The sequence below is a fragment of the Stenotrophomonas sp. 05L44_2 genome (assembly GCF_056665995.1).
Window position 1 is genome coordinate 1 of record NZ_JBFTNR010000507.1, and the last position, 3109, is coordinate 3109.

3 protein-coding genes are annotated in these 3109 nt (G+C 68.9%); all 3 read right to left on the reverse strand.

The genetic code is table 11. From position 1 onward, the window contains the following. Positions 1 to 52: 52 nt before the first annotated feature. Genes AC1VAN_RS16560 through AC1VAN_RS16570 form a run of 3 tightly spaced genes read right to left on the reverse strand, consistent with a single transcriptional unit; the run spans position 53 to position 2924 of the window. On the reverse strand, positions 53 to 637 hold the full coding sequence (locus tag AC1VAN_RS16560; protein WP_425541464.1) for an O-methyltransferase: 585 nt from the start codon (positions 635 to 637) through the stop codon (positions 53 to 55). After that, the gene (ubiB, locus tag AC1VAN_RS16565) at positions 637 to 2292 is read right to left on the reverse strand and encodes a ubiquinone biosynthesis regulatory protein kinase UbiB (RefSeq protein WP_480986221.1); all 1656 of its coding nucleotides are present in this window, start codon (positions 2290 to 2292) and stop codon (positions 637 to 639) included. Before ubiB ends, AC1VAN_RS16560 begins: the two co-directional genes overlap by 1 nt. After that, on the reverse strand, positions 2289 to 2924 hold the full coding sequence (locus AC1VAN_RS16570) for a ubiquinone biosynthesis accessory factor UbiJ (protein ID WP_032978107.1): 636 nt from the start codon (positions 2922 to 2924) through the stop codon (positions 2289 to 2291). The genes ubiB and AC1VAN_RS16570 overlap by 4 nt, the downstream gene beginning before the upstream one ends. Between the last annotated feature and the right edge of the window lie 185 nt (positions 2925 to 3109).

Genomic DNA, 3109 nt, shown 5'->3' on the forward strand with positions numbered 1-3109 from the left:
CCCGGCACTACCGCACCAAGCCAGCGACCCGCGCTACCGGGGTGACGCCCGGTCAGGTGTTGCGCAGCGCCAGCAGTTCGCCATTGCCCACCGGCACCAGGCTGGTGGTGAACGCCGCATCGGCGGCCAGCAGGGCGCGCAGCGGCGCCATCTCACCGGCATGCGAGGTGGCGTTGTCGACCACCAGCAGGCCGCCGGGGCGCAGTACCCGACGCAGCTGCGGCCACCAGCCCGCGTACTGCCCGCGATCCGAATCCAGGAACAGCAGGTCGATGCAGCCCTGCTCGGCCTGCGCCAGCCACTGACCGGCATCACCGTGGACCAGGTTGATGCGCTCGCCCAATCCACTGCGGGCGAAATTCGCGCGGGCCATCGCCACCTTGTCGGCAGCGAGCTCCAGCGTGGTCACCTGGCCATCGATCGCGGCCGCCGCTTCGGCCAGCCACAGCGTGGAATAACCGTTGGACGTACCGATCTCCAGCACGCGGCGGGCGTTGCCGAAACGCACCAGCACCGACAGCAGTTCACCGGTGTCGGCGGTGATGTTGAGCATGCGCCGACCGCGCTCGGTTTCGCACGCATCGTTGTCGCTGCCGAACTGCGCGAGCTCCTGTTTGAGCGCGCTCAGCGCATCCATCATCGCCACCACGCACGCGCCAGTGCGAACGCTCCAACCGCACCGGACACCCAGCTCCACGCCGGCACGTCGCCCCAGTACCAGCCCGGCGGCTGCAGCACGTACATCAATGCGGCGATCGCCAGCAGGCCGACGCCGGTGATCGCACCGACCGCATGCTTCTGCAGGCGCTGCACGCTGGCGTCCAGCGCAACCAGATCGCGCGAGCGCATCGCCAGCTCATGGCGACCTTCCACCTGCTGGGTCAGCCAGGCGTGCACCAGGCGCGGCATGTCCGGCGCATGGGTCATGATTTCCGGCAGGCGCTTGCCGATCTCGCGCACCACGCGACGCGGGCTGTAGCGCTCGCGCAGGATCTTCGCCAGCACCGGCTTGGCCACGGCCCAGATATCGATCTGCGGGTCCAGCTGGCGGCCGACGCCCTCGATGTTGAGCAGGGTCTTCTGCAGCAGGATCAACTGCGGCTGCAGGGTCAGCTGGTAGCGCTGGGCCACGCGGAACAGCTTCATCAACACTTCGGCCAGCGAGATCTGCGACAGCGGGCGGGTGAAGTACGGCTCGCACACCGAACGCACCGCCGCTTCCAGATCATCGATGCGCACGTTGTCGGGCATCCAGCGCGCCTGCACGTGCAGTTCGGCGATGCGGCGGTAGTCGCGGTTGAAGATGGCCATGAAATTCTCGGCCAGGTAGTACTGATCTTCCTGCGAGAGCTGGCCCATGATGCCGAAGTCCAGCGCGATGAAGCGCGGGTTGTCGCGGCGTGCCGGATCGATGTCGACCCAGATGTTGCCGGCGTGCGCGTCGGCATGGAAGAAGTTGTCGCGGAACACCTGGGTGTAGAACACCCGCACGCCTTTGGCGGCCAGCGCCTTGCGGTCGATGCCGGCCTTGTCCAGCGCGGCGATGTCATCGGAGGGGATGCCCCATACGCGTTCCAGGGTCAGTGCGCGCTCGGCGGTATGGCTCCAGATCACTTCCGGTACGTACAGGTCGTCGGAGTTCTCCCAGAAGCGGCGCAGCACGCTGGCATTGGCGCCTTCGCGCTGCAGGTCCAGCTCGGCGGCCAGGGTGTTCTCCACCTCGGCCACCACTTCGCGCGGGCGGATCTTGTCGGCGCGCGGATGGGTGCGCTCGACCAGCGTCGCCAGCGAGTTGAGCAGGGCGATGTCGGCGTCGATCTGTTTTTCGATGCCCGGGCGCAGCACCTTGACCACTACCTGGCGGCCGTCGGCCAGGGTGGCCGCGTGCACCTGCGCGATCGACGCCGAGGCCAGTGGCTCGGTATCGAAACTGGCGAAGGCTTCGCTGACCGGCAGGCCCAGCGCTTCCTCGACGATGCGGCGTGCGGTCTCGCCGTCGAAGGGCTTGACCCGGTCCTGCAGCAGGGTCAGCTCATTGGCCACGTCCGGCGGCACCAGGTCACGACGGGTGGACAGGATCTGCCCGAACTTGAYGAAGATCGGCCCCAGGTCCTGCAGCGCCAGGCGCAGGCGTGCACCCCGCGACTGTGCCGCGATGGCGGCCGATGCGCGCGGCACGAACGGCTTGGCCAGGCGCAGCCAGCGCTCGGCCGGGGTGCCCTGCAGCAGGTCGTCGAGGCGGTAACGCAGGATCACCCGGCCGATGCGGCTGGCCCGCAGCAGCGCCTTCATGCGGCACCCCGCAGGCGCTGCACGCGTGCGCCGAGGCGCTCGACATCGTCGCGCAGCACGTCCACGTCATCGTGGAAGGCATCCAGCTCGGCACGTGGCACCACGTCGCGCGATTCCTCGGTGATGAATTCAGCGGCGCTGTGGGCGAGGTCGATCGCACCCTGGCGGGCATGCTGCAGGGCGCTGCGCAGGGTGTTGGCCACCTGCACGCCCAGCACGTCGCCGAACACGCTGACGAACGGCTGCTGCCAGTCCGGATCGAAGCCCTTGGCCAGCTGCTGCAGGCGGCGCGCCAGCTCGGCATCGCCGGCCACGCGAACGCGCCCCTTGCCGTTGTCAGCGCCCTGGCGGGCACGCGCCAGCAGCGGCAGCTGTGCCAGCACGCCGGCCAGGCTGCTGCGCACGGCCAGGTCGGCTTCCTGCGCATCCACCGGGCCGACACGCAACTGGTCGCCGTCGACGCTGATGCGCATTGCCAGCGGCGGCGCGTCCAGGGTCAGGTCGATATGGCGACCGTCGAGGCCGGCCAGTGCGTGGCGGGTATCCGGATCCAGCGCCAGCGCGCGGTTCAGGGCGATCTGCAGGGCACGGCCAGCGACCGGCTTGAGGGACTTGAGCAGGGAAAGAGCCATGTGCGCATTCTACCTGCGTGGGTGGGGGGCTTGGGCCGGGCTACCGCCCGGCACCCGCAGAAGCAACGGCAACATCAAAAGCCGAAGCAACAGCAACAGCGGGCATTCCGTGGGGAGGCGGGGGGGGTCCGGTTGCGGGGGCCGCTGCAAGTACGTCCCTGTAAGCTCGGTCGCCGCATCCATGC